The sequence below is a fragment of the Pseudomonas sp. I8001 genome (assembly GCF_013385345.1).
Taxonomy (GTDB): Bacteria; Pseudomonadota; Gammaproteobacteria; order Pseudomonadales; family Pseudomonadaceae; genus Aquipseudomonas.
This window is the reverse complement of the sequence record NZ_JACAQC010000006.1, coordinates 68,197-93,301: the sequence shown is the minus strand read 5'-3', so window position 1 is coordinate 93,301 and position 25,105 is coordinate 68,197. Positions and strand designations below refer to the sequence as shown.

General features: G+C 61.4%; 26 protein-coding genes and 1 pseudogene. 11 read left to right on the top strand and 16 right to left on the bottom strand.

The genetic code is table 11. The features are described 5' to 3' along the window. Window positions 1–94: 94 nt before the first annotated feature. Together HX839_RS03970 and HX839_RS03965 are read left to right on the top strand one after the other, a co-directional pair. Complete coding sequence (locus HX839_RS03970; RefSeq protein WP_177066764.1) at window positions 95–1,282, top strand: cyanate transporter; 1,188 nt, start codon at window positions 95–97, stop codon at window positions 1,280–1,282. Between the two features lie 137 nt (window positions 1,283–1,419). After that, a complete protein-coding gene (locus HX839_RS03965) occupies window positions 1,420–2,355 on the top strand; it encodes a LysR family transcriptional regulator (RefSeq protein ID WP_023659100.1) in 936 nt (311 codons plus the stop codon). Window positions 2,356–2,465: 110 nt separating this feature from the next. Here the strand turns inward: HX839_RS03965 and HX839_RS03960 are convergent, their stop codons facing one another. The 3 genes from HX839_RS03960 to HX839_RS03950 all read right to left on the bottom strand — a co-directional run bounded on the left by HX839_RS03960 (window position 2,466) and on the right by HX839_RS03950 (window position 5,048). Then, window positions 2,466–2,828, bottom strand: coding sequence for a 5-carboxymethyl-2-hydroxymuconate Delta-isomerase (locus HX839_RS03960; RefSeq protein ID WP_177066763.1), 363 nt, complete (start codon window positions 2,826–2,828; stop codon window positions 2,466–2,468). Between the two features lie 70 nt (window positions 2,829–2,898). Further along, window positions 2,899–4,086 carry a low temperature requirement protein A gene (locus HX839_RS03955; protein WP_008437907.1) on the bottom strand — a complete coding sequence of 396 codons (1,188 nt, stop codon included), beginning with the start codon at window positions 4,084–4,086 and terminating at the stop codon, window positions 2,899–2,901. 26 nt (window positions 4,087–4,112) lie between these two features. Beyond that, on the bottom strand, window positions 4,113–5,048 hold the full coding sequence (locus HX839_RS03950; protein ID WP_003211897.1) for a LysR substrate-binding domain-containing protein: 936 nt from the start codon (window positions 5,046–5,048) through the stop codon (window positions 4,113–4,115). Window positions 5,049–5,109: 61 nt separating this feature from the next. Between HX839_RS03950 and HX839_RS03945 the strand changes: the two genes are divergently transcribed. Next, the gene (locus HX839_RS03945; protein ID WP_023659101.1) at window positions 5,110–5,355 is read left to right on the top strand and encodes a hypothetical protein; all 246 of its coding nucleotides are present in this window, start codon (window positions 5,110–5,112) and stop codon (window positions 5,353–5,355) included. On the opposite strand, the gene HX839_RS03940 is transcribed toward HX839_RS03945, so the two are convergent. The 6 genes from HX839_RS03940 to HX839_RS03915 form a co-directional block, all read right to left on the bottom strand. Beyond that, entirely contained in the window at window positions 5,310–6,635 is a 1,326-nt protein-coding gene (locus HX839_RS03940) for an MFS transporter (protein WP_102368305.1), read from the bottom strand. The genes HX839_RS03945 and HX839_RS03940 overlap by 46 nt on opposite strands. Window positions 6,636–6,694: 59 nt before the next feature. After that, window positions 6,695–8,017 (bottom strand): MFS transporter, encoded by a 1,323-nt coding sequence (locus HX839_RS03935; RefSeq protein ID WP_003211904.1) that lies wholly within the window; start codon window positions 8,015–8,017, stop codon window positions 6,695–6,697. Window positions 8,018–8,092: 75 nt separating this feature from the next. Next, window positions 8,093–8,971: an SMP-30/gluconolactonase/LRE family protein gene (locus HX839_RS03930; protein ID WP_177066762.1), complete on the bottom strand. Its 879-nt coding sequence runs from the start codon at window positions 8,969–8,971 to the stop codon at window positions 8,093–8,095. Window positions 8,972–9,040: 69 nt separating this feature from the next. Continuing rightward, window positions 9,041–9,973, bottom strand: a complete 933-nt coding sequence (locus HX839_RS03925; RefSeq protein ID WP_003211908.1) for a 3-keto-5-aminohexanoate cleavage protein — start codon at window positions 9,971–9,973, stop codon at window positions 9,041–9,043. 82 nt (window positions 9,974–10,055) lie between these two features. Further along, on the bottom strand, window positions 10,056–10,844 hold the full coding sequence (locus HX839_RS03920) for an SDR family oxidoreductase (protein WP_177019685.1): 789 nt from the start codon (window positions 10,842–10,844) through the stop codon (window positions 10,056–10,058). Further along, the gene (locus tag HX839_RS03915) at window positions 10,841–11,563 is read right to left on the bottom strand and encodes a GntR family transcriptional regulator (RefSeq protein WP_003211913.1); all 723 of its coding nucleotides are present in this window, start codon (window positions 11,561–11,563) and stop codon (window positions 10,841–10,843) included. The genes HX839_RS03920 and HX839_RS03915 overlap by 4 nt, the downstream gene beginning before the upstream one ends. Window positions 11,564–11,697: 134 nt before the next feature. On the opposite strand from HX839_RS03915, the gene HX839_RS03910 reads away from it, so the two are divergent. After that, window positions 11,698–12,087 (top strand): VOC family protein, encoded by a 390-nt coding sequence (locus HX839_RS03910; protein WP_177066761.1) that lies wholly within the window; start codon window positions 11,698–11,700, stop codon window positions 12,085–12,087. 168 nt (window positions 12,088–12,255) lie between these two features. Here the strand turns inward: HX839_RS03910 and HX839_RS03905 are convergent, their stop codons facing one another. Continuing rightward, a complete protein-coding gene (locus HX839_RS03905; RefSeq protein WP_003211914.1) occupies window positions 12,256–12,402 on the bottom strand; it encodes a hypothetical protein in 147 nt (48 codons plus the stop codon). Window positions 12,403–12,600: 198 nt separating this feature from the next. Here HX839_RS03905 and HX839_RS03900 point away from each other — a divergent pair, with 198 nt between their 5' ends. Together HX839_RS03900 and HX839_RS03895 are read left to right on the top strand one after the other, a co-directional pair. Next, window positions 12,601–13,893: an MFS transporter gene (locus tag HX839_RS03900; protein ID WP_003211917.1), complete on the top strand. Its 1,293-nt coding sequence runs from the start codon at window positions 12,601–12,603 to the stop codon at window positions 13,891–13,893. A 12-nt stretch (window positions 13,894–13,905) separates the two neighbouring features. Further along, window positions 13,906–14,664: a substrate-binding domain-containing protein gene (locus tag HX839_RS03895; RefSeq protein ID WP_177066760.1), complete on the top strand. Its 759-nt coding sequence runs from the start codon at window positions 13,906–13,908 to the stop codon at window positions 14,662–14,664. Here HX839_RS03895 and HX839_RS03890 read toward each other — a convergent pair. Beyond that, a complete protein-coding gene (locus HX839_RS03890) occupies window positions 14,656–15,558 on the bottom strand; it encodes a LysR family transcriptional regulator (RefSeq protein WP_008437881.1) in 903 nt (300 codons plus the stop codon). The two genes, HX839_RS03895 and HX839_RS03890, sit on opposite strands and share 9 nt — an antisense overlap. A gap of 382 nt (window positions 15,559–15,940) precedes the next feature. Here HX839_RS03890 and HX839_RS03885 point away from each other — a divergent pair, with 382 nt between their 5' ends. From HX839_RS03885 to HX839_RS03875, 3 genes are all read left to right on the top strand, one after another. Next, on the top strand, window positions 15,941–16,222 hold the full coding sequence (locus tag HX839_RS03885; protein WP_177066759.1) for a type II toxin-antitoxin system ParD family antitoxin: 282 nt from the start codon (window positions 15,941–15,943) through the stop codon (window positions 16,220–16,222). Continuing rightward, complete coding sequence (locus HX839_RS03880) at window positions 16,219–16,539, top strand: type II toxin-antitoxin system RelE/ParE family toxin (RefSeq protein WP_177066758.1); 321 nt, start codon at window positions 16,219–16,221, stop codon at window positions 16,537–16,539. The genes HX839_RS03885 and HX839_RS03880 overlap by 4 nt, the downstream gene beginning before the upstream one ends. A 127-nt stretch (window positions 16,540–16,666) precedes the next feature. After that, window positions 16,667–17,518: a hypothetical protein gene (locus tag HX839_RS03875; protein ID WP_177066757.1), complete on the top strand. Its 852-nt coding sequence runs from the start codon at window positions 16,667–16,669 to the stop codon at window positions 17,516–17,518. Here HX839_RS03875 and HX839_RS31810 read toward each other — a convergent pair. From HX839_RS31810 to HX839_RS03855, 5 genes and pseudogenes are all read right to left on the bottom strand, one after another. After that, a complete protein-coding gene (locus HX839_RS31810; protein ID WP_371315622.1) occupies window positions 17,487–18,296 on the bottom strand; it encodes a methyl-accepting chemotaxis protein in 810 nt (269 codons plus the stop codon). The genes HX839_RS03875 and HX839_RS31810 overlap by 32 nt on opposite strands. A 48-nt stretch (window positions 18,297–18,344) precedes the next feature. Beyond that, window positions 18,345–19,112, bottom strand: a pseudogene (locus HX839_RS31805) (MCP four helix bundle domain-containing protein); the annotation flags it as partial. Window positions 19,113–19,291: 179 nt separating this feature from the next. Next, on the bottom strand, window positions 19,292–20,317 hold the full coding sequence (locus HX839_RS03865) for a histone deacetylase family protein (protein WP_177066756.1): 1,026 nt from the start codon (window positions 20,315–20,317) through the stop codon (window positions 19,292–19,294). A gap of 168 nt (window positions 20,318–20,485) precedes the next feature. Further along, the gene (locus tag HX839_RS03860) at window positions 20,486–21,715 is read right to left on the bottom strand and encodes a Zn-dependent hydrolase (RefSeq protein ID WP_177066755.1); all 1,230 of its coding nucleotides are present in this window, start codon (window positions 21,713–21,715) and stop codon (window positions 20,486–20,488) included. A 22-nt stretch (window positions 21,716–21,737) separates the two neighbouring features. Continuing rightward, the gene (locus HX839_RS03855; protein ID WP_177066754.1) at window positions 21,738–23,048 is read right to left on the bottom strand and encodes an MFS transporter; all 1,311 of its coding nucleotides are present in this window, start codon (window positions 23,046–23,048) and stop codon (window positions 21,738–21,740) included. 159 nt (window positions 23,049–23,207) lie between these two features. Here HX839_RS03855 and HX839_RS03850 point away from each other — a divergent pair, with 159 nt between their 5' ends. Next, on the top strand, window positions 23,208–24,149 hold the full coding sequence (locus HX839_RS03850; RefSeq protein ID WP_003211934.1) for a LysR family transcriptional regulator: 942 nt from the start codon (window positions 23,208–23,210) through the stop codon (window positions 24,147–24,149). Between the two features lie 112 nt (window positions 24,150–24,261). Continuing rightward, window positions 24,262–25,083, top strand: a complete 822-nt coding sequence (locus tag HX839_RS03845; RefSeq protein WP_177066753.1) for an SDR family NAD(P)-dependent oxidoreductase — start codon at window positions 24,262–24,264, stop codon at window positions 25,081–25,083. The last annotated feature ends 22 nt before the right edge of the window (window positions 25,084–25,105 follow it).

The window sequence follows — 25,105 nt, the reverse complement described above, 5'->3', positions numbered from 1 at the left end:
AGATGCATTTTTTCAATAGCCCCAACGACTTTCTCATTTGCCGCCCTCCCCCACGCCCGGCCTAATACTGCCCTTGTCAGTTCAAGGCCTGCCCATGGAAAACGTCCGCGCAAAACCCGCCACCGCCGTTTGGCTGATGATCAGCGTTGTGCTGGTCGCCCTCAACCTGCGCCCGTCGATGGCCGCCGTCGGCCCGTTGTTGTCGTCGATTCGCGCCGATGTGGCCCTGAGGTTCAGCACGGCCTCCCTGCTGACCATGCTGCCCGTCATGGCCATGGGCCTGGCGATGTTTTTTGGCATGGGCGTGGCCAAACGCTTCGGCGAGCATCGCAGCATTGTGCTGTCGCTGGTGGTGATCGGCCTGGCCACCGTCTCCCGGTTGTTCCTGGACTCGGCGGTTGAGCTGATCCTCAGCGCCATTGCCGCCGGTGTGGGGATCGCGATGATCCAGGCGTTGATGCCAGCCTTGATCAAGTCGCGCTTCAGCGACAACGTTTCCCTGTTCATGGGCCTGTACGTCACCGCGATCATGGGCGGCGCGGCCCTCGCCGCTTCGTTCTCGCCGTTTATCCAGGTGCAAACCGGCAGCTGGCGCATCGGCCTGGCCATCTGGGCGGTTCTCGCGGTATTGGCGCTGGTGTTCTGGTACGCCCAACGCTCGGTGCTGCCGCCGCTGCCGCAAGCCGGCGCAGGCCCGCAGGCGTCATTCTTCGGCAATCGCCGGGCCTGGTTGCTGGCGATTTTCTTCGGCCTCGGTACCGCGTCCTACACCTGCGTGCTGGCCTGGCTGGCGCCGTACTACGTGGAACAAGGCTGGAGTGAACAGAACGCCGGCCTGTTGCTGGGCTTTTTGACGGCCATGGAAGTGGTCTCCGGCCTGATCACCCCGGCCATCGCCAACCGCCGGAGGGACAAGCGGGGTGTGGTCGCGGTGCTGCTGGTGCTGATCATCGCCGGCTTCTGCGGACTGATCCTGAGCCCGCAATACCTGAGCCTGCTGTGGCCGTGTTTGCTCGGCCTGGGGATTGGCGGCTTGTTTCCGATGAGCCTGATCCTGTCCCTCGACCACCTCGACAACCCGCGCCGCGCCGGTGGCCTGACGGCCTTTGTGCAGGGCATCGGCTACCTGATCGCCGGGTTGTCGCCGTTGATTGCCGGGATGATCCGCGACCAGCTGGGCAGCTTCGAGTGGGCCTGGTGGTCATTGACGGCCGTGGTGGTGGTGATGCTGCTGATCGTACTGCGCTTCGATCCCCGGCATTACGCGCGGCATATTCGCTGAGGTCGTGTTGTAAACATTATTTGTCCCACCTCAAACAGAGAAAGGTCCGACAGAGCTTTCTATTGGTACGAGCGTTCCGTTAACATTTTGTATTGTCTTGTACCGAGTTCGGTACAAAGCGCTTGCGGACGGAACGGATGCTAAACAGCAACTTGCTTAGAAAGCTCGATATGCAGGACCTGATGGTGTTTGTCGCTGTTTACGACCAAAGCAGCGTCACCGAGGTTTCCGAAACCCTGTTCGTCAGCCAGTCCACCGTGAGCTACAGCCTGAAGAAGCTGCGCACCAGCTTCGAAGACGAGTTGTTTATCAACACCCGGGCGGGCATGCGTCCTACGTACAAAGCCGCCACCATGTACGGGCATGTGCAGAAAATCCTCGAAAGCATCAACCTGTGCCATGCCGGCAGCCAAACGTTCGACCCCACCCAGAAGGCTGTGACCTTCAACGTCTGCGCCCCAGAATACTTCGAACAGTTGATCCTGCCGCGCCTGCTGAAAAACTTCGACCGCGCCGACCTGCCGGTGATCGTCAACGTGCAGAAGCTCGAAACCGAGGTCCCGGCCGACGCCTTGCGCGACGGGCGTCTGGACCTGGTGATTTGCTTCGGGCCGCACTTTCATCGCGAGCACAAGGACATCAAGACCCAGATGCTGCTGGAGGACGACCTGGTGTGCGTGTTCGACAAACACTCGGCGCCCCGGGAACCGGCGTTCAGCCTGCAATCCTTCGTCGCCCGGCGCCATGTGTTCCCCACGCCCTGGAGTTCCGACACCAACATGATCGACGGCTGGCTGGCGCGCCAGTCCCACAAACGCCAGGTGATCGCCCGCGCCAACAGCTACAGCGCGGCGCTGAAGATGATCACCGGCACTGACTTTATCGTCACCTTGCCCCGTCGAGTGCTGAAGCTGCTGGCAGACACGACCGTGTTCGGCCATTGCGAAGCGCCGAACGGTTTGCCGGGGTTTACCCTGGATATGCAGTGGAATGAACACAGCGCGCAGGACAGCGCCAACACGTGGTTCAGGGAGCAGGTGGTGAAGGTGTGTGCGGATCAGGGGTTGCTATAACTTTTTTGTAGGAGCGAGCTTGCTCGCGAAGAACGTTAACGATGACACGGGCATTCAGGATCCCCGCGTCGTCTGTTAGTTTTTCGCGAGCAAGCTCGCTCCTACAGTAGTTAGCCGATGGTGACTTTGCTGTAGGAATCGCGATCCATGTCTACCAGCAGGACGCTGAGCTGCACCTGCAGGTCTGCAGGCCAATCGCCCAGGTCCTGCAGCGCCGCCAACAGGCTTTCCGACAATTGCTTCTTGACCTGCGGTGAACGCCCGCTGAGCAGCGACAGCTTGACCGCGATAAAAGCGCGCGGGCTGATGGACGTGCCAACCTGGAATGTCTCCACCTTCAGCGCGCGGCTTTTGATATCGAACTCGGAACCGAACTGCCCGGACGCCATCAGCACGTTGTTGAGCCGCAATAAGGTTTTCTCAACGGCCAGCTCTGTGAGGTTGGCGGTGTATTCCAGATGCAGATGCGGCATGAAAGGCTCCGAGTTGTTGTAGGAAAAGAGTCATACATATAGCACGGGGCCGGGCGGAATCAGACCGCTTTCAGTGTGAAACTTCGGTCAGGCTGTGCAGCGAGCGATTTTCCCAGATCGCCACGATCACCAACACCGCCGACGTCAACGCCCCCAGTACCAACGCCGAAAACACCTGCTGCAATCCCAGCGGCAGCAATACCAGCAGCATCAGCAAGCCGCCCAGGTGCGAAAACGGTGGCAACGGCCGGTCGCTCATCACCCACTTGAACAGCGCACTGCCCAGCAGGAACAACCACGGGCCGGCGATGATCGCCACCACGCCCGCCTGGCTGGCATGCCCCGGATGCACCAGCACCAGTTCGTCGGCCACGGCGCTGACGATAATCCCGGCGACGATCAATACATGCAGGTAGGTGTAGGCGATCCGCGCCTGACGGCCCGGGTCGGCAGAGCTGGCAATGCGATGGTGGGCGCGCTCGGCGCCGCTGTCGAAATAGATCCACCACAGGGCGATGCTGCCCACCACTGCCACCAGGAATGCCGCCAGCCCGTCCACGCTCCAGGGCAGTTCGGCGAAGGTCGCGCCGGTCACCAGCAACGACTCACCGAGGGCGATGATCACAAACAGGCCGCAGCGTTCGGCCATGTGGTTGCCTTCCACATTCCAGTCCGCAAGCGTCGAGGGCCCAAGCCCGGGCACCCAGAAATACACCGACGGGGAAATCAACTCGATCAACAGCGCCAGGGCCCAGAAGGCCAGGCGCTGCTCGCCTTCGAGCAGCGCACCGGTGATCCAGAACACCCCGGAAAACAGCATCCACGCCAGGATCCGCTGGAAATTGCGGGTCATGTTCAGCGACTCGCCGCGCACCGCCCACAACGCAAACAGCGTGCGTCCTACCTGCATGAACACATAGGCGCCGGCGAACAACAGCCCGCGATCGGTAAACGCCTTGGGGATCGACGAGGACAGCAACAGGCCCGCCACCATCAAGCCGAACAGGCCGATGCGGATCGGGATTTTTTCCGGGTCCAGCCAGTTGGTGACCCACGAAGTGAAGATCCACACCCACCACACCGCGACCATCATCAACGCCACCTGCACGGCACCGCCGATGGACAAGTGGGCGAGCAGCGAATGGGACAACTGGGTCACGGCAAACACGAACACCAGGTCGAAAAACAGCTCGACCATGCCAACCTTGCCGCTGTCATGACTGCCGCGCCCACGCAGCAAGGAACGGGATGGGGCCATGCCTGGATCTCCCTGAAGGTTTTATCTCAAGATTTGGGGGCGACCACCGGCAGCATGTCCCGCTCGCTCATGAACGCCTCCAGCCGCGAACGCATCCAGCGCTCCGCCGGATCGGTGTCAACGTGGCTGAGCCAGACCATCGACAAGTCCAGGGTCGGGGTTTCGAACGGGAACGGTTCACAGAACAGATTGCCTCCGGCGGCCATGGCCTGGGCGGTGTAATCCGGCAGGCTGGCGATCATGTCGGTGCCGGCGAGCAGCGCCGGCAATGCGCTGTATTGCGGCACCGAGAGCACCACGTGGCGCTTGCGACCGATTTCCGCCAGCCACTCATCGGCAAACCCGGACACGTTGGCGGTGTGGGACACCAGCACATGGGGCCGTGCGCAATATTCGTCGAGGGTCAGGGGTTTGTCCGAGGCGTCCGCCCGCAGCAGGCACGGGCGGATATGCCGCAATAATTTGCGCTTGGCATTGGCCGGCAGGCCGCGGGTCTGGGTGATGCCGACGGTGATATCCCCGGAACCCAGCAGGTCCGGGATGCGCCAGTAATCCACATGCTGCACCACGAACACCACCTGCGGCGCTTCCTGGCGCAAGGCCCGCAGCAGCGGCGGCAGCAGGCCGAACTCGACGTCATCGGACAGGCCGATGCGAAAGGTCATGGTGCTGATGGACGGGTCGAAATCGTGGGTCAGGCTCAGGGCCGACGACAAGGAGTCGAGGGCCGGCGACAGGTGCTTGATGATTTCCTCGGCCCGCGCGGTAGGTTCCATCCGATGGCCGACACGAATGAACAGCGGGTCATTGAACAACGTACGCAGGCGGTTGAGGGCCGAACTGATGGTGGGTTGCCCGAGAAACAGCTTCTCCGCCACCCGGGTCACGTTGCGTTCGAGCATCAAGGTTTCAAAGACCACCATCAAATTGATGTCGGCCTTGCGTAATTCATTGCGATTCATCGGCGACCGCCCCACTGCCCTGGATAAGTCGCAGTTTAGAAACACCCGGGGCCCTGCGTCTATGCGCACACTGTTCAACACGGGCCTTTGGGACTATAAAGCAGCTTCCAAGGCTTGCGAGAACACCATCGTGCTGGTCATTTCTGCCTTGAGCGTCCTGGTTGCCGGGATTTTGCTCTGGGCCATCAAATTCATCGCACATCCCACCGCCAGGACACTGTTACGGGTATTTGTCGGTTTGTGCCTGGCGGCAGTCGTGGCTTACCTGGTGCTGGCTTCGGGGTTTCCTACCTCGTTGCTGGTGTGACCGGGCTCCTGCCCCTGACGCAAACGCAAGGCGGCCAACGCGGCCACCACCAGCACCACGGCAATCACTTTCAAGCCATTCGTGGCATTGCCGGTGCTCATCTCGATCGCGCCCATCACCGACGGCCCGACAAACCCGCCGAGCAATCCGCAGGCATTGACGAAGCCCAGCCCGCCCGCCAGCGCCACGCCCTTGAGGCGCGAGGCCGGGTAGAGAAAGATGATCGACTGCACCACAAAGAACATCACCGCCGACACACAAAAGCCCAGCAGGCTGAACACCGGCCCCGACACCGAGGCAATCCCCAGCCCCAACGCCATGGTCAGCAAACCGGTAATCAACAGCCGCCGAGCACGGGTGGGCGTGGTCGCAAAGCGCGGCAGCAACACAGCGCCGGCCGCTGCGGCAATCCACGGCAATGAGGTCAGCAAGCCGACGCTCATGGTGCTCAATTCACCGTATTTGCTGATGATGCTCGGCAGGAAAAAGATCACGGTGTAGATGGTGATCTGATGGCAAAAATACACAAAGATCGCCAGCAGGATCTGCGGTGTCAGCCAGTTCTTCAGGGAATGCCCGCCCTCGCCTGCGCCCTCTTCGGTCTCCATCGCGATGCGCTGTTCAATGCCGCGCGCCTCTGCGGCCGAGAGCCATGGCGCCTTGCTCGGACGGTCCGGCAACTTGCACCACACCACCCAGGCAAACGCGACTGCCGGCAGCCCTTCGAGCAGGAACATCCACTGCCAGCCGTGCCAGCCGAGCAGCCCGTCCATGCGCATCAACGCCGCGCCCACCGGGCCACCGATGATGTTGGCAAAACACACGCCGAGCAGGAAATACCCGGTGGCCCGCGCCCGTTGCTCGCGGTTGAACCAGTAGGTGAGGTACAGCATCACCCCGGGAAACAGGCCGGCTTCGGCAATGCCCAGCAGCAGGCGCAGGATATAGAACGAGGTCTCACCCTGGACGAACGCCATGGCCGCCGAAATCAGGCCCCAGGTCACCATGATCCGGGCTATCCAGAACCGCGCGCCGACCTTGTGCATGATCAGGTTGCTGGGGATTTCCGACAGCGCATAGGTCAGGAAAAACAGCCCGGCGCCCAGGCCATAGGCCGCTGCTGAAATCCCCAGGTCAACGTCCAGGTGGTGCTTGGCCAAGGCGATGTTGGTGCGGTCCAGGAAGCTCAGCACGTAGGCGATGATCAGCAAGGGCATCAGCTTGACGAACATCAGTTTGTTCAACTCCCGTGGTTCACGGGCGGTGTTGGCAGTCTTCATCGGGCAATTCCTCTTGGCGCCCCGCCAGCGCAACGGCTGGGGGACGCATCGGTGTTGTTCTAGGGTTCGAGTTGCGCAACCAGCGCCGGCGGGCGATGGGAAAACAGTTGCAGCAGCGCCCCGCCCAGGGCACAGCCGGCCATCACGAAGAAGCACACCGTGTAGCCGTGCAAGGTGGTCCAGCCGCCGCCCATGGCAATCAGGCTGCCCATCAGCACCGGCGCCAGGCCGCCACCGATAAACATCGCGGTGGTGATGATGCCATTGGCGGTGGAAGTCGCCGACGGCTCGGCCGAGTCGCAGGCCACCGCGTAGTAGATCGGCCACACCGCGTTGGCCACCAGGCCGAACAGCAGTTGCACGACGATGATCAGGGTCAGGGTGTTGGCGAAGTAGAACGCACCGACACTGGCGGCCATCCACACCCCGCAGATGATCAGGGTGACGCGCCGGCCAATGATGTCCGACAGCGACGGCCATACCAGTTGCCCGAGAATCCCGGTCAAGGTGAACACCACGCTCATCCCCGCCGACTCGGCCAGGGACAGCCCGGCAATGTTGTACAGGTAGGCCGGCAGCACGATGTTGACGCCCATGTACACCACTTGGGTCAGCATCGTATTACCCGCCGTCAGGGCGATATTGCGGTTGCGCAATGTGGCGATAAACGTGCGCCAGGCGTGGCCCTTCACTTGGCTGGCCGGTGCGTTGTCCGGCGGGGTCATGCCCTTGGCGGCGATGTCGACGTACAGCGCGGTGATGCGTTCGGCGGTGGAATACCGCGCCCAGAAAATCATCAGCGGCAACGCCACCACAAACGCGAAGAAGAACACGTAGCGCCAGTTGTCTTCACCGAAGGTGCTGATGACAAAGCTGGCGACGATGCCACTGAGCATGGCGCCGATCGGGTAACCGGTGTGGTGCGCGCCAAGGGCAAAACCACGACGCTCCACCGGCCACCATTCGGCGGTGTTGCTCACGCCCACCGGCTCGCCCCAGCCTGCGCCGAGGTTGACGCCAACCCGCAGCGCGATAAAGGTCGCGAGGTTGCCGCTCAGGGCCTTGAACCCGGAGAGGAACGAAATAGCCGTGTAGCCCAGCACCAGCGGCACCTGGAACCGTGCGCGCTTCCAGCCACCGCCGTAGCGGTCACTCCACATCGAGCCGGGAATATCCAGCAGGGCCAGGGCGAGCATGATCACCGTGGCCATGGTGCCCCACTGGTCGGCCGACAAATCGAAATGCTTGGAGATGGTCGGCCCCAGGCGCAGCACGATCTCACGGTCGTAGGCGTTGAGGATCCAGATCATCCAGCACACCAGCAGCGACACCCAGGAGTGCCGGTGAATACTGCGCAGCGAGGCTTTTTTCAAGGTTGCCATGGGTTTCTCCAGGCGCGCGAGGGCGCGCACTGACACAAGGTTGCGAAAGGAAAGTGCCTTGTTGAAAAAAACGCGCTAGCTGGCGAACCGTCGCTCGGCTATTCCTTGCACGCCCAGCCCGGTGATCGCAAAAAGCGCCCCGCGCTGCTGACCGTCGGCCGGGAAACGCGGCAACGGTGGCTTGGCCATGGAGGTGACAAACAGGGTGTCCAGGTTCGGCCCGCCAAAGGTCAGGCTGGTGACCTTTTTCACCGGCATCTGGATGATCCGGTCGACCTCGCCGTCGGGTGTGTAGCGCACCAGTTTTCCGGCGTAGACCAGCGCCTGCCACAGGCAGCCTTCGGCATCCACGGTGCAGCCGTCGGCAGCGCCACCGCCGCTGGTATCGACCTTCGCGAAGGTGCGTCGATTGCTCACCGCGCCGCTGGCAGGGTCGTAGTCATAGGCCCAGATCTCGCCGGACCAGGTGTCGCAAAAGTAGAACGTATCGCCCGCCGGGCTCCAGCACGGGCCGTTGGACACGATGATGCCTTCGTCCAGGGTGTGCAGGCTCAGGTCCGCGTCGAGGCGGTAGAGTTTGGCGCTGGCGCTGTCTTCGAGGGTGTCCATGGAGCCGAAGACAAAGCGCCCCTGGCGGTCGACCTTGCCGTCGTTGAGGCGGTTGTTGGGCAGTGCGGGTTCCGGGTCGATCACCAGGGCCAGTTCGCCGCTGCTGAGGTCGAGGAGGTGCACACCGTTTTGCAGGGCGACGATGGCTTGCTCGCCGCTATGGCGCAGGGCCATGGAGCCGATTTTCTGGCCCACATCCCAGGCCCGCAGTTCGCGGCCATCCTCGGTGCAGCGCAGGATCCGGCCGTCGGCGCTGTCGATCCAGTACAACCGTTGTTGTTCGACGTCCCACACCGGGCCTTCGCCCAGGGTGGTCTTCACGTCCACAAGCACTTCGATACGCATGGTGTTATCCCCTTTTTTGTTGTTGTGCGGGATGGGCATGGCCGCGCCGTGACGCGGCCGGTTTGTCACTTAGAAATTGACCTGGTCGCGCCCCTTAAGCCCGAGGATTTCCCGCGCTTCATCCGGCGTGGCGACGCGGTGGCCGAGGGCTTCGATCACTGTGCGAATGCGCCGTACCTGGTCGGCGTTGGACGCGGCCAGTTTGCCCGGGCCATCCCACAGCGAATCCTCCAGGCCGACCCGGGCGTTGCTGCCCATGGACAGGCCCATGGTGGCCAGCGGAATTTGCCCACGGCCGGCGCCGAGGATCGACCACACGTAGTCGTCGCCAAACAGGCGGTCGGCGGTGCGGCGCATATGGGCCAGGTCTTCCGGGTGGCCGCCGATGCCGCCACGCAAACCGAATACCGACTGGATAAACAACGGTGGTTTCAGCAGGCCGCGCTCCAGGAAATGGGCGGCGGTGTACAGGTGGCCGATGTCGTAGCACTCGATTTCAAAACGGGTGCGGTTCTCGGCGCAGGAATTGAGGATGTGGGTAATGTCGCGGAAGGTATTGCGAAAGATCCGGTCGTCGCTTTCTTCCAGGTACGGACGCTCCCAGTCATGCTTGAACTCGGTGAAGCGGTTGAGCATTTCGTACAGGCCGAAGTTCATCGAGCCCATGTTCAGCGAGGCCAGTTCCGGCTTGAACTGCATCACCGGTTGCAGGCGCTCTTCGACGCCCATGGTCGGTGCGCCGCCGGTGGTGATGTTGATCACCACGTCGCTGGCGGCCTTGATGTGCGGCAGGAATTCGGCGAACAGCGCGGGGTCCTGGCTGGGACGGCCATCGATGGGATCACGGGCATGCAGGTGGACAATGGCGGCGCCGGCTTCGGCGGCACCGATGGCGGCGTCGGCAATTTCCTGCGCGGTGATCGGCAAATGCGGCGACATCGACGGCGTATGGATGGCACCGGTGACGGCGCAGGTGATGATCACAGGACGATTTTTGGACATGACGATTCTCCGACTTTTATTCTTATGAAAAAAATCCCGGGTGTAACTTGTGTGTTCTTCCCTGGCTAAACGCTGACGCGGCCTACAGGTACTCGACGTTACCGTCGACACTGATCGCCTGGCCGGTGACATTGCGGGCGGCGGGCGAGCAGAGAAACAAGGCCATGGCCGCGACGTCTTCGGCGGTGACCATGCGCTTGAGGGAGATCTTGTTCAGGTATTCCTGGCGCATCTCGGCTTCCGGCACACCGACCTGTTCGGCACGGGCGCGGATCACGCCGTCCATGCGCGGGCCTTCAACGATGCCGGGCAGCAAGGCGTTGACGCGGATGTCGCTTTCACCCAGCTCCGAGGCCAGGGATTTCATCAGGCCGACGATGGCCCATTTGGTCGCCGCATACGGCGTGCGCCAGGCGTAGCCGAGGCGCCCGGCGACCGAGGCGATATGCAGCAGATGGCCGTGGGACGATTCCTTGAGCATCGGCACCGCGTGGTGGGCAAAGCGGTATTGCGCCGTCAGGTTGATATTGATCGTGGCTTGCCACTCGGCATCGCTGATGGCGTCGATGCCGCCGGTGGGCCCGGCAATCCCGGCGTTGTTGACCAGCACATCCAGCCCGCCGAATTGCTCGCGCTGCACCTGGAACACCGCCTCGATCTGCGCGGCATCGCTCACGTCGGCACGGGTGGCGACAGTGCCCGGGTACTTGTCGCGAAACGCCGCCAGGGCCGCTTCGCTGACATCACACACATGCACCTTGGCACCCGCCTCCAGATAGGCCGCCGCCAACACTTCACCGATGCCGGCAGCCCCGCCGGAAATCAACACACGTAACCCAGGATAAGGCTGCAGCCGCTGTAGGATACTCATGCACGTTTACCTCCTGAAACAGACGACCGCGAACGGTCGTTCTTGACGAGCAGGCGCGCCAGGGAATCGGCGGCCTGCATGATGTCATCGGTCACGGCCGCGCGGGCACCGGCGCCATCGCGGGCGGCCAGGGCTTCGACGATGCGCGTATGCGCCTCCATCGAGCGTTGCAAGTGAGCTTTATCGGGGGCGACCAGGGCAAAACACGGGCCCATGTGCAGCCAGAAGTTTTCCACGGCGGCCATGGTCAATTCGGCCTGGGCGACGGCATAGATCCGACGGTGAAAGGCGAAGTTGGTCCACAGGTAGCGGGAAACGTCGACTTCGTCGGCGGCCTGTTGCATCTGTTGGCAGAGGTCGGAAATTTCGTCGAGGTCGGCTTTTTCCAGGAGCAATACGGCCTTTTCTGCCAGCAAACCTTCCAGGGCGACCCGCGCATCGCGGATTTCCCGCAGGCGTTCGACCGTCATCATGCGTACCCGCAGACGGGAGGTTTCGGTGACTTCAAAGGCGTTTTCGGCGCTGAGGCGCTGGAGGGCTTCGCGCACTGGCATGGGGCTGGAGCCGAGGGCTTCGGCGAGGCCGCGGATGGTGAGTTTCTGGCCGGGCTGGAAACGACCACTCATCAAGGCTTCGCGGATCTGGCGATAGACCTGGTCTTGCAAGGTATCGCGGGACACCTGGCGCAAGGTGGGAAGGAGAAGCGGGCCATCTGTCATGAGTCAAAACCTGTGTTGTCGTTCTTATGGCTCCAATATGTGATCACAAATCAAATATGTCAAATAGTTTCCCGTTGACGGTATGCACGACGCTGACTCTAATGAGCCCTTTCTCCAGCAAGGACCGCTGAACCATGAAATTTGCCTACACCATCGTCTACGTCCCGGACGTCGCTGCATCCCTGCAATTCTTCGAAAAAGCCTTCGGCTTCAGTCGCCGTTTCCTGCATGAATCGGGGACCTATGGCGAGTTGGATACCGGTGATACCACCCTCTCTTTTGCAGCGCATGAGTTGGGCGAGATGAACTTCAAGGGCGGGCATGTGGAGGCGCATGCTTCACAGCAACCGCTGGGGATGGAGTTGGGGTTTGTTACCGAGGATGTGTCAAAGGCTCATGCCAGAGCGCTGGCCGAGGGTGCGACAGAACTTGCTGCGCCGAGCACCAAGCCTTGGGGGCAGGTGGTGTCGTATGTGCGGTGCCCGGATGGGACGCTGGTGGAGTTGTGTACGCCGATTCAGTGAATCGTACTGTGGCGAGGGAGCTTGCTCCCGCTGGACCGGGCTGGCGCTCCAGTGCGAAGCGCTCCCAAAAATCTTGGGGCCGCTGCGCAGCCCAGCGGGAGCAAGCTCCCTCGCCACAGCAAGCTCCCTCGGCACAGCAAGCTCCCTCTCCACAATGAAATGCCTGCATCAAGGCCTGAGCGGGCGCTCCTGATCGCGCTCCGACAGCTCGGTGCCATCGTCCGGATGCTTCCAGGTCTGCGGCTTTTCTTCCTCGCGAAGCTTCCTCGCCCGCTCCTGCTCCAACTCTTCGCGCTGCTTCTGTTCGTTGCTCATACCCACCTCCCATCCGTAAGAATTGGACACACTGGGCAAGCATAGATGAGGGAGCGGTTTTGTGTGCATCCGGCAATTGATAACCACGACGCATCAATACATGTAAACAACTCACTTATCATTTCCAAATGTGTCAGCCACTATCCGCGGTCTTAAGCGAAACAAGCACTTTAAAAAGAACGCTGGAGACACAAGAAAATGCAAAACCCTTCACGGCCTGACTCTGCCCGCTCCAAAGTCGGCGCGGTCTTTCGCGTCACCTCCGGCAACTTTCTCGAACAGTTCGACTTCTTTCTGTTCGGTTTCTATGCCACCTATATCGCCGCCGCCTTCTTCCCTGCCGCTAATGAATTTGCGTCATTAATGATGACCTTCGCCGTGTTCGGCGCGGGCTTTTTGATGCGTCCGCTGGGGGCTATCATCCTCGGCGCGTACATCGATGATGTGGGCCGTCGCAAAGGCTTGATCGTGACCCTGGCGATCATGGCCAGTGGCACCCTGCTGATCGTGCTGGTGCCCGGCTATCACACCATTGGTTTGTGGGCACCGCTGCTGGTGCTGATGGGCCGGCTGTTGCAAGGTTTCTCGGCCGGTGCCGAACTGGGCGGCGTGTCGGTGTACCTGGCCGAAATGGCCACCCCGGGCCGCAAGGGTTTCTATACCAGTTGGCAATCGGGTAGCCAGCAGATCTCCATCGTGGTCGCGGCCGCCCTGGGTTATGGCCTGAACCAGTGGATGGAACCAGCCGTGGTTGCCGATTGGGGCTGGCGCATTCCGTTCGCCATCGGCTGCGTGATCATCCCGTTCATCTTCGTCCTGCGCCGCAACCTGCAGGAAACCGAAGAGTTCGCCAACCGCAAGCATCGCCCGACCATGCGCGAAGTGCTGGCCACCCTGGTGAAGAACTGGACCATCGTGATCGGCGGCATGATGATGGTGGCGATGACCACCACGGCCTTCTACCTGATCACCGTGTACGCACCCACCTTCGGCAAAACCGTACTCAACCTGACCACCGCCGACGCCCTGCTGGTGACCTTGCTGGTGGCCGTGTCGAACTTCATCTGGCTGCCCATCGGTGGCACCCTCAGTGACCGTTTTGGCCGCAAGCCGGTGCTGATCGCCATGACTGCTTTGACCGTGCTGACCGCTTACCCGGCACTTTCCTACGTGGTCAATGCGCCAAGCTTCGCGCACATGCTGGAAACCCTGCTGTGGTTCTCCTTCCTCTACGGCATGTACAACGGTGCCATGATCCCGGCCCTGACCGAGATCATGCCGGTAGAAGTGCGTGTGGCCGGCTTCTCCCTGGCCTATAGCCTGGCGACCGCGATCTTCGGCGGTTTTACCCCGGCGATTTCCACCTGGTTTATCCATGAGACAGGCGACAAGGCATCGCCCGCCTACTGGCTGATGTTCGCCGCGCTGTGCGCCCTGTGCGCGACGTTCGCGCTGTATCGCCGCGCCAGCGCCCGTCTGCAAGTTGCCTGAGGAGCCGCACTGATGAACCCCATGCTGAAAACACTGGCGGCACTGGCGATCGGTTCCCTGGCGATGGTCGCCCACGCCGAAGAGCTGAAAGTCATGACCTCCGGCGGCTTCACCGCTGCCTACAAGGTGCTGGGTGCGCAATACGCCACCCAGAGCGGCGACACCCTCGACACCATCCTCGGCCCGTCGATGGGCAAGGCGCCGGAAGCGATTCCCAACCGCCTGGCCCGTGGCGAACACGCCGACGTTGTGATCATGGTCGGCTACGCATTGGATGAGCTGATCAAGCAAGGCAAGGTCGACAAGGCGTCCCGCGTTGAACTGGCGGACTCGCGCATCGGCCTGGTGGTCAAGGAAGGCGCGGCCAAGCCCTCGATTGCCACCGATGCCGAACTGAAGACGGTACTGACCAACGCCAAATCCGTCGCGTACTCGGACAGCGCCAGCGGCGTCTACGTCGAAAAGGAACTGTTCAAGAAGCTCGGCATGCCGTCCAAGGGCACCATGATCGAACGCATCCCGGTGGCCTCCCAGGTGGCCAAGGGTGACTACGAGGTGGGCTTGCAGCAGGTGTCCGAACTGCTGCCGATTCCGGGCGTGACCTACGTCGGAAAGATCCCCGAAGACGTGCAGTCCGTCACCCGTTTTGCCGCCGGCATTCCGGTAAATGCGCAGCACCCCGCGCAGGCGAAAAAGCTTCTGCAATTCCTCGCCTCGCCCCAGGCGCAACCGGCGGTGCAATCCACCGGCCTGGATTCGGTCTCACACTGACCGGAACGGCATCTCCCGCGTCAACCGCTCCAGTTCCAGTGCCGCCGGCGTCAACGTACGCCCGCGGCGCTTGATCAACCCCACGTTGCGCACCACCTCCGGCTCCACCAGCGGCACGCTCGTCAGAATCGGATGTTCGCCGCCCGGCATCGCAATCGACGGCACCATCGCCACCCCCAACCCCGCCTCCACCAGCCCGATCATCGTAGTGACGTGATGGGTTTCGCAGATGCTTGGTTTCTTCACCCGCACGCCGCGCAGGGCCTGGTCCAGCAGGAAGCGGTTGCCTGAGGTCTTGTCCACGGTGATGTAGTCGTGCTCGTACGCCTCGGCCCACGTCACACTGGCGCGGTCCGCCAGCGGGTGCTCCCGGCGACAGGCCAGTACATAACGCTCCTGCAACAACAGCTCGAACTCCACCCCGTCTGCCAGGCTGCCGCTGAAACTCACGCCGAAATCCGCCTCGCCACTTTCCACCGCCGCACACACCTCGCCCGCACTGGCGTCCAAGACCCGCAGACGAATCTTCGGATAGAGCTTGTGGAATTCGGAGATCACGTGGGGCATGAAGTAGTACGCCGTAGACGGCACACAGGCGATGGTGACATTGCCCATACGGGTTGAAGCCACGTTACTGATGCCCATCAGGGCGATGTCCAGGTCATCGAGCATGCGCTCGACTTGCGGCAGGAACGCGCGACCCACCATGGTCAGGCTGACCCGGCGCGTGGTGCGTTCGAAGAGTTTGACGTCGAGGGCAGACTCGAGCTTTTCGATGCGCCGGCTGAGGGCCGGCTGGGAGATACGGATGGCTTCGGCCGCCGCACGGAAACTGCCCTTGTCTACGACGGCACGGAAGGCTTGGAGGTCGTTCAGGTCGAAGTTGATGATCACGGGGGCAGCCATTGGTTGAACAGATGTGGCGGGCATTATCGTATGGGGGCTGGCGGGATGCTATTGGCGCGGGCCACAGACTCGGGATCAGCCAATAACCCTACGGAAAATATGCGGTCATACATATCAGCAGGGAATTTGCGTGGGTTGGAAACGAGACTTCTGAAAAGCGTCAATACTGACAGCCTCAAATCCAGCTCTCACTTTTAGGCCCACTATGGAAAAGTTTTTGACGATGGATTACCCCATCAGTATCTGCACGAAACAGACAGCACGCTGGTCAGTTCAGGAGACTCCAGCGACTCACACTGGTCAGTTACCGCTTGCAACACGCCCAGCGTTGAGTAGGATTAAATCCTACCCAGCAAAAGCGGACGCTACCATGCGCTCAACCCAGCAAATGAGCATCACCTTGCCGATTGAGATGGCCGCACTCGTCAAAGCCAAAGTGAGCACTGGCGAATATGCCAGTGAAAGTGAAGTCATACGCGACGGGCTGCGAATCTTGCTGGCACGTGAACGAGCAATGGAAAACTGGCTTCAGGATCAAGTGATTCCAGCAGCCGTCGCCCTCAAGGCCGATCCAGACAGCGCGCTGTCTGCCGCCCAGGTCCGCGAACACATGGCAGCCAAACGCCAACAGAAAGGCAACCGTAAGTCGTGACCTACACGGTAGCTTTTTCACCCAAGGCAGTAACGCAACTCGAAGAACTTGAAGACTACATCACCCAGGCCGGCTCACCCGTCATCGCTGCGCGCTATGTAGATGCCATCATCACTTACTGCGAAAACCTGTATCTGTTTCCTCTGCGCGGCATCAGCCGTGAAGACTTGTTACCCACTCTACGTACCACTCACTATCGGCACACCACCATCATCGCTTTTACAGTAGATGCCGACACTGAAACGGTATCGATTCTAGGGGTGTTCTACGGAGGGCAAGATTACGCAGCCCTCTTGCAGGACGAGGACAACGGTTAACTTCGGCTCCAATCGTTCTATTCACGAATAGCTACCGGTAACGCAATCAATGGATGAAACAATAAAAAGGACTTCCAGCCCTGCGCCTCTCTATCGAGCGCTTCGAGCGGGGTTGTGGCTCCTGGGTTTGCTCTGCCTTGCAGCTTTGGGCTTCTTCGCCTGGCAAAGCTTCTACCCGGTCAGCGCAGCCGAAGACTGGAGTGTTCATGTCGTCCACCGAGACGTAGCAAAGGCCGCATCACTGATGCCGATGCCCGACGGTACGCTGATGGTGAGCCAGGAATTGAGCGATGGGCTTGGCAGTATCGTGCGCATCTTGCCCGACGGAAAACGCGAGCTGGTTGTAGGAAAACTATCCAAGCCCGATGGCATGGTCGCCACTCAGGGCGGTTGGGTGTTCAGCCAGGAAGTGGACGGCGCGCCGGTCAGCTTCCTCAAGGACGGCGTCGTCACCGAGCTGTTCAGGGGAGAAAGCGTGCAAGGGCTATGGGACGACGGCGAGTACTTGTATGCCATCGAAGACCGCAAGGTCGGGGCGCGGATTCTGCGCTATCACTGGAGCGACAGGACCTTGAGCGTCGTGCGTGACCAACTCAGCGAAGGCGAGTCGATTGTTCGCTGCACGGATGGGCGCATGCTCTACACAGAAAAGAAGAAGGGCGTGGTGCGAGAGCTGACCATCGACGGTAGCGACCCGGTGGTACTGAGCCATTTGAACAAACCCACCTTCCTGATGTGCGATGAACGCGGGTTATGGATCAACGAGGATTCCACCCACCGGGCGCGTTTGTTGTTGATCGACAAGCAAGGACGCCAGCAGACGATCCTGTCTTTCCTGAAGGCGCCACAGTCGATTGTGCGTACGACGAAGGGAACGTACCTGGTGGCCGAAGGTGGCCGTGACCGTATCCTGGAACTGGTGCCCTCCGTGGCACGGGTAGACCCGGTTACAGCTGAAACCGCGCCACCGCCTCGTTGAGCGACACGGCCAAGCGCGCCAGCTCTTGGCTCGACCCGTTGATCTGCCCCGCTCCCGAAGACGACTGCGCAGACAGGTCACGAATATTGACGATGTTGCGATCCACTTCCTTGGCCACCTGCGCCTGCTCCTCGGCGGCGCTGGCGATGACCAGGTTGCGCTGGTGAATCTGGTCGATGGAGTCGGTGATCTGGCTCAAGGCTCCACCGGCGCCTTCGGCCAGGATCAAGGTTTCGCTGGCCCGCTGGGTGCTCGATTGCATTGAGGTCAGTGCCTCGCTGGAGCCACTGCGCATCGCGGTGACCATCTGGTCGATTTCCAGGGTCGATTGCTGGGTGCGATGGGCCAGCGCACGCACTTCGTCGGCCACCACGGCAAAGCCACGCCCGGACTCACCGGCACGCGCCGCCTCGATGGCGGCGTTCAGGGCCAACAGGTTGGTCTGCTCGGCGATGGAGCGAATCACATCGAGCACCTTGCCGATGTCCCGCGATTGATCGGCGAGGTTTTGCACCAGGCTCGAGGTTTCACCGATGTTGGTACTCAACGCCTGAATCGCACTGACGGTTTCGCCGACGCGCTGCTGGCCGTCACGGGCCGTTTCATTGGAGAGCCGGGTGGATTCGGAAGTGGAGACCGCATTACGTGCCACCTCATCGGCGGCCGAGGTCATCTCGTTGACCGCGGTGGCGGCTTGCTCGATTTCAGCGGTCTGCTTTTGCAGGCTACGGCGGCTCTGGTCGGTGATGCCGTTGAGGTCGGTGGCCGATGCCGCCATCTGCCCGGCCGACTGGCGAATCAGCTGCAAGGTACTGCGCAGGCTGCCTTGCATGCTCTGCAGTGCCACCAGCAGGCGGGTCACTTCGTCATCGCCGGTGACGTCAACGGTCTGGGTCAGGTCGCCTTGAGCGACGTTTTCGGCGGCACGCACCGCGTGGCTGAGCGGGCCGACAATGCTACGCGTCAGCAACCAGGCCAAGGCCACGGTGCTCAACGCCGCCAGCAGCACGAAGCCGAAGACCATCGTGCGCGAGCGGCTGTACTGCAACTCGGCCGTCTGGCCCTGCAGGTTTATCTGGGCGTTGTAATAGTCGGCCAGGGCATTGAGCTGATTGCCGGAACCGTCGACCACGGTCTTCATGTCCACCAGCAGCAACTTGTTCAGCTCGGCGGTCTGCTGCTTGTCGGCGAGGATGAATGACTGAGTGAGACCTTGCTGATACTGACGCAGGGAGACCTGGAACTGATCATAAAGATTGCGTACCTCGGGGGTATCAATCACCGCATTCAGGTCGGCCAGTTTCTTCGTCAGATCCTGGCTGCGGGTGTCCATCTGGCTACGGTATTGCGAGAGGCTCGCGGGATTGGGATCAAGGGCCATGCGTAGGGAAATGGTGCGGATACGCAGCATGATTTCGCGAATGTCCGAGACCAGGCGCATCTTCGGCACCAGGCCACTTTCAACCTGCACGGCGCTTTCGCGGATGCTTGCCATGTTCGAGAGCGCAAAGAACCCCAACAGCGCCACGAGCAAGGCAATCAAGGCAAAACCGAGACCCGCACGGCGGGCGATGGACAGGCTGCGGAGCGACATGGCGATTGTTCTCATTATGGGCATACGACATCGTATGACAGAGTTTCGGCCAGTCAGGGCGGGACTTTAGGGGTGTCGACCAGAAGTTAAGAGATATAAATTATCGACGTAAAAGGCCCACGGGTCGGACGCGCCTTGAATGTATTTCCAAGGCAGTCCGGGGCGCTTTATTCAGCGGGTTACATTGACCACGCCTGCGCACTTGCAAAAAAAGCCTGAGCATTACTGTCCAGCGTTTCCAGGTGATACCCGCCCTCCTGCACGATCACACACGGCAACCCCAATCCACGAATGCACTCCCCCAGCCGCGCAAATCCTTCCCGCGTCACCGCCACTTTGCTTTGCGGATCCAGCTCGTAGATATCGAACCCCAGCGACAACACCAGCACGTCCGCCGAGAAGTCCTTCACTGCCTTCAATGCCAGTTCCAGCTTTTGGAAAAACACCGCCTCACTCGCGCCATGCGCCATCGGCAGGTTGAGGTTGAAGCCTTCACCCGCAGCAGCGCCGCGCTCTTCGGCAAAGCCTGCAACCCCCGGATAGAAGTTGGTCGGGTCGCCGTGAATCGACACGTACAGCACGTCATCACGCTCGTAGAAAATCTCCTGGATGCCTTGCCCGTGGTGCATGTCGGTGTCGAGTACGGCGACGCGCTCGAAGCCAGCGCGCAACGCCTGCGCCGCAACCGCCGCGTTGTTGATATAGCAGAACCCACCGGCTGCATCAAAACGCGCGTGGTGGCCTGGCGGGCGGCACAGCGCGTAGGCCGCGGGTGCGCCGTCGAGGATGTCCCGGGCGGCAGCGACGGCGCTTTGGGCGGACCAATAGGCCGAGCGCCAGGTGAGTTCGCCAATCGGGCAACTGCCGTCGGCGAGGTAGCGCGCCGCCTGGGCAAGGATGCCGCGCAGGGCGTTGGGCTCGCGCACGAAGATGTTGGACATGACTTCGTCGCCCCAGTCTTCGGGGATTTCTTTCCAGCGCTGGTGGGCTTCCTGGAGGAAGGCCAGGTAGGCCGCACCGTGCCCAGCCAGCAGTGGATCAAGGCCGTGGTCGTGGGGTTGCTGGATGTCGAAGCCCAGGTTTTGTGCGGCCAGCAGCAGATTGCGGGCGCGCTCCGGGACTTCCTGCGGGGTACGCATCTGGCCACGGGAGTAGTAGCTGCGAGGATGGTGCAGGAGTTGTTCGGGGTGGAAATAAGTACGCATGGGATTTCTCCTGATGGGCACACATCTGCGGTTGAATACCGGACCTGTAGGAGCTGGCTTGCCTGCGATTGCGGTGGCTCAGATACAAATTTGTTGCCTGAACCAACGCTATCGCAGGCAAGCCAGCTCCTACATTTTGATCGTGTTCAACCTTGCAGAAATGTTTCGTTAATTAGCCTGGCCGGCACGTTTCAACACGGCATTGAGCAATACATCGGTACCCTGGCGAACGTCCTCGGGCAGCACATCTTCGGCTTCGTTATGACTCAAGCCTCCCACGCACGGAATGAACACCATCGCCGTGGGGCAGAACCGCGCCAGGTGGATGGCGTCATGGCCAGCACCGCTGACAATCGATTGCTGGGCATAACCCAACGCATCCACGGCGGACTGCACACAGGCGACACACTCGGCATCAAACGGTGTCGCCGGGCTGATCCAGTGCGGGCTGACGGTGACGCTCAGACCACGTTGGGCGGCGATGTCCTGCAAGCGGGCACGCACCTGTTGCTCCATGGCTTCTATGTCGGCGTCGCGGTGATGGCGCAGGTCGACGGTAAAATTCAGCAGGCCGGGAATGGTGTTGCGCGACGACTTGGCGATGCTCAATTCACCCACGGTCGTGAGGCCCTCAGGCGCAAAATCAGCCGCCAGGTTTTCCAGCGACTGGATCATCTGCGCGGCGCCGTACAAGGCGTCCTTGCGCAGCAGCATCGGCGTAGTCCCGGCATGGGCGGCCATGCCTTCCACGCGCACATCGAGCCAGCGAATCGCCTGCCCACCGGTAACCACGCCAATGCTCTTGGCGTTGTCTTCCAGAATAGGACCTTGCTCGATGTGCGCTTCAAAATACGCATCCACCGCGCCGCCCAATGGGCGCTGGCCGTTGTAGCCGGTGCTGCGCAACGCATCCGCCACGCTGACACCGGCGACATCCCGGGTGGCCAGCGCGTTATCCAACGCCAAGGTGCCGGTGAACACCGCCGAGCCGAGCATGGCCGGGGTAAACCGGGCGCCCTCCTCGTTGGTCCATGCCGCGATTTCCAGTGGTTTGCGGGTCTTGATGCCGTGGTCGTCGAGGCTGCGGATCACTTCCAGTCCGGCCAGCACACCATAGACGCCATCAAAGCGCCCGCCTTCCGGCTGGGTGTCGAGGTGGCTGCCCATCATTACCGGGGCCGCTTCATTGTCCGTGCCGGCGCGGCGGGCGAACAGGTTGCCGATGGCGTCGACGCTCAGGGTCAGCCCGGCCTCTTCACACCAGCGGCTGAACAGTGCGCGGCCGGCCTGGTCTTCGGCGCTCAACGCCAGGCGGCAGCTGCCTCCGCGAGCCGTGGCGCCGATCTCGGCCATGGCCATCAGGCTGGCCCACAGACGCTCGCCATTAATCTTCAACATACACATTCTCCAATCAAACGCTTCAAGCCATTTCAAGACGGTGGGCGGTGGCGTGACGACGGGACAACGCGAGTACGCACAGCAGCGAAACCGCCGCGATCGCGCTGTAGAACACTGCCATCGGCCACCACTGGCCCTGGTATTCATGGGCCAGCCAGGTGCCGATCAACGGCGTGAGGCCACCGGCCAGCGCGCCGCACACTTGGTAGGCCAGGGAGATGGCGGTGTAGCGCACGCGGGTTTCGAACAAGCCGCTGACGAAGCCGGCAATCACCGCATAAAACGAGGCCATGCACACCACGGCCAGGGCGATGCCGAGGATGATCAATGGCGCCTGGCCGCTGCTGACAAGCACGAACATCGGATAAGGCGAGGCCATCGCAAGCACGCTCATCGCACACAGAAAACGAGTGGCACCGACCTTCTCCGCCACCCAGGCCGCCAGCGGCTGGGCACAGAACTGGATGATGGCCACGACAAACAGGCATTCCAGAATCAACGAGCGCGGCAGGTTAAGTTGCTGGGTGGTGTAGGCAATCATGAAGGTGTTGGTGAAATACACCCCGGCAATCCCCAGGGTGTTGGCACCGATGCACAGCAGCAGCGGGCGCCAGGCCGTTTTCAGCACTTCGATCACCGGGGCCTGATCCTGGGTGATGGCCCGGGCCTTTTCTGCCTTGGCTTTGTCTTCCAGGAACTCAGGCGATTCGTTGACGCCCAGGCGGATTGCCAGACCGACGATCAACAACAAGGCACTGGCCAGGAACGGCACGCGCCAGCCCCAACTGAGCAGGTCGGCCTCCGGCAAACGGGTTACCGCACTGAAGGCCAGCAACGACAGGATCAAACCCGCCGGGCTGCCCAACTGTGCAAAGGAGGCAAAGAAATTGCGACGGCCTTTGGGTGCATGTTCGCCGGCCATCAGCACCGCCCCGCCCCACTCGCCGCCAACGGCGATGCCCTGCACGATGCGCAGCAGCACCAGCAACACCGGCGCCGCGACGCCGATCTGCGCATAGGTCGGCAACAGGCCGATACATACGGTGACCACGCCCATCATCACCAGCGTGATCACCAGGGATTTCTTGCGACCGATACGGTCACCGATATGCCCAAACACAATGCCGCCCAATGGCCGAGCGAAAAAGCCCACGGCAAAGGTGCCGAACGCGGCCATGGTGCTGAACAGTTTGTCGTCGGAAGGGAAGAACAATTGACCGAACACCAGCGCGGCGGCGGTGGCGTAGATGTAAAAGTCGTACCACTCGATCATGGTGCCGATGAAAGCGGCGGCCGCGGCACGGCGCGGCTGCGGCGAAGCGGAAGGCTTCATGGGGCTGGCTCCTTTGGTTATTTTTTTGGCAGGAGAAAGGTCTGGCGCACGCGCTCTGATGGCGCTGGTTGAGGGTGATTTTTCGTCTCGGCCCTATGATTAGTCAATTTTCTATTTATTATTCCGATTATAAATCCTGCTTATTATCGAGCTGTCGACATGCCTGAAAATCGCCGCGATGTTCATCCGCTGCTCAATGACCGCCTGGACTGGAACCTGTTGCGCACCTTCCGGGTGATCGGCCAGGAGTTGAGCATCAGTCGCGCCGCCGCCCGCCTGCACCTCACCCAGCCGGCCATCAGCCAGGCGCTCAAGCGCCTGGAAGAACAGCTCGACTGCCAGTTGATCGCCCGGCGCGGCCCGCGCTTCGTGCTGACCGAAGCCGGCGAGCAGATTTTCGCGATCGCCGGCGAGATGTATGGCCAGGTCTCGCAGATGAGCAACGCCCTGCAAAAGCCTGGCGACGAGGTGCTTGGCAAAGTGCGGTTGCTGATGATCAGCCGGATCAGTTCGGACACCTTTGATGACTTCCTGGCGGACTTCCATCGCCAGCATCCCCGGGTCGACCTGGACGTTGAGGTGATGCGCAGCTCTGACATCGTCGCCGCCCTGCTGGAGAAAACCGCGACGCTGGGCCTGAGCCTCAATCGCCGGCCGCAACCACGGCTGGAGCAGCACCTGTTCCTACGTCAGCGTTATGCATTTTTTTGCGGGCGGCATCACCCGTTGTTCGGACGCACCGGGCTGGCGGAGGGAGATTTGCAGTCGGAGAACTTCGTGAGTTTTACCAGCGACCAGATCGGCGGGATGCTCTCGCCGTTGACGATCTTTCGCGACCAGCAGGGCTTCAGCGGGCGCATCGTGGCGTCGTCCTCCAGCCTGGAGGAAGTGCGGCGGTTGGTGATTGCCGGGTTTGGCCTGGGCTGCCTGCCGATTCATGTGGTGGCCGAGGATGTGAAGCATGGGTTGCTCTGGCGCTTGCCGCCAGACGAAGGGATTACCGACGTGGATATCCACCTGCTGTGGAACCGTGAGCAGAAGATGAGCCGGGCGGAGACGGTGTTTATCGAAAGCCTGTCGGCACGGTTGGCCGCAGAATAAAGGGCGTGATATGCAAGTCACTTGGCGGCCTCTTGCTAGTGTATGAGAGAAGCCGGTCGACCATCATTCGTTCACAGGTTACTCCCGCAGTCTCAAACGAAGAGGTGTTCGAATGTCCAGGATATGGTTTATCACCGGCAGTTCCCGCGGCCTCGGCCGCTCGATTACCGTAGCCGCCCTGCGCGCCGGTGATCGTGTGGTTGCCACCGCGCGCAATCCCAAGCAGTTGGATGACCTGGTGGCCGAATACGGCGAGGCGATTTATCCGGTCGCGCTGGACGTGACCAATAACCAGCAGGTGCTGGAAGCGGTGGATGCCGCGGTGAAACATTTTGGTCGCCTGGATGTGGTGGTCAATAACGCCGGCTACGGTGACCTGGCGTCGGTGGAAGATGTGACGCTGGAGGATTTTTCCGCGCAGATCAGCACCAACTTCTATGGTGTGGTGCACGTGAGCAAGGCGGTGGTGCCGGTGCTGCGCGCCCAGGGCCGTGGGCATATCTTCCAGGTATCGTCGTTGGGTGGCCGCATCGGCATGGCCGGCCTGGCCGCGTATCAGAGTGCGAAATGGGCAGTCGGTGGATTTTCCACAGTACTGGCACAGGAAGTCACACCACTGGGCATCCAGGTGACCGTGCTGGAGCCGGGCGGCATGCGCACGGACTGGTCGGGCAGTTCCATGACGATTCCGGCCATCAGTGAGCCCTACCAACAAACGGTCGGCGCCCTGGTTGAATTGCTCAACTCCCCCGGCATCCTGCCGACGGGTCCGGACCGGGTTGCCGAAATCGTGCTGGAGCTGGCACTGAACAAAGACGCCCCGCTACGCTTGCTGATCGGCAGCGATGCCGTGCAATACGCCGCCCGGGCAGCGGCAGACTTGGCCGAGTCGGATAAGAAGTGGCATGACCTCAGCGTGTCAGCCTCGGATTAATCTCACGCTTTTGAAAAAGGTG